1 protein-coding gene is annotated in these 1,082 nt (G+C 71.6%); it reads right to left on the reverse strand.

Annotated features, from left to right (window positions below; genetic code table 11):
- Window positions 1-27: 27 nt before the first annotated feature.
- Window positions 28-975 (reverse strand): IS481 family transposase, encoded by a 948-nt coding sequence (locus tag ACZ7GX_RS45730; protein WP_498786933.1) that lies wholly within the window; start codon window positions 973-975, stop codon window positions 28-30.
- Window positions 976-1,082 lie beyond the last annotated feature (107 nt).

Genomic DNA, 1,082 nt, shown 5'->3' on the forward strand with positions numbered 1-1,082 from the left:
TGTACTGATTCGTGACGTTGTTGATGCTTAGGGGGCCAGTCGGGTGATGGGTGGCTGGCCGCCCAGGGCGCTGTGGGCGCGTCGGGTGTTGTAGTCGTGCACCCAGCCGGGCAGGGCGGCCAGACGGTGGCTGTTGCCGGTCCAGGCCTGGGCGTAGGCGAACTCGTGTTGCAGGGTGCGGTTGAAGCGTTCGGCCTTGCCGTTGGTCCACGGACAGCCCGGTTTGATGAACCGGCGGCGGATGCCCAGGGCGACGCAGACCGCCCGCCAGGTGCCGCCGACGCGGTAGACCTTGGCGTTGTCGGTGAGCACCCGCAGCACCCTCACGCCCTGGCCGCGGAACCAGGCCACCGCCCGGTGCAGAAACCCCGCGCAGGTCGCGTCCTTCTCGTCCGGGAGGGCCTCGACATAGGCCAAGCGGGTGTGGTCGTCGACCGCGACGTGCAGGTAGTCGTGGCCGATGCCCCGACCGCGGACCTTCTCGCTGCGCCCGTGCACCCGCCAGCCGCCGCCGTCGGGCACCCGACCGAGTTTCTTGACGTCGACGTGCAGCAGGTCGCCGGGGTGGGGGCGTTGGTAGCGGATGCCGGTGTGCCGGCGCCGTACCGGGGCGCCGGTGATCGGGTCGGTGTCCGACAACGGCGGCACCCGGTGGCGGCGCAGGACCCGGCCGATGGTGGAGGCGGGCAGCCCCAGCAGTCCGGCCAGGTGCACCGGACCGCGGCGCACCCGCCCGCGCAGGTCGAGGATCCGCCGCTCGACCTCGACCGGGGTGCGCCGGGGACTGCGGTGCGGACGTGAGGAGCGGTCGAGCAGGCCGGCGTCGCCCTCGCGGCGATACCGGCCCAGCCACTTGTGCACGGTGGCGCGGGAGATACCCAGCTGCTCGGCGATGCAGGACGGCGACCACCCGGCCCGGTGACGGGCGACGATGAGCCTGCGGGCGTGGACCGTGGTGCGGGCGTTACTGTGCACGCGAGGACCTCCGTGTGCCGATGGGATGCGTCAGACACATCCACTCCGCCCGGAGGTCCTCCCGTCTTCAACCCGACACGCCGTCAACAACCTGATTAGCCACTACA

Source organism: Actinosynnema sp. NPDC037264, assembly GCF_055603705.1.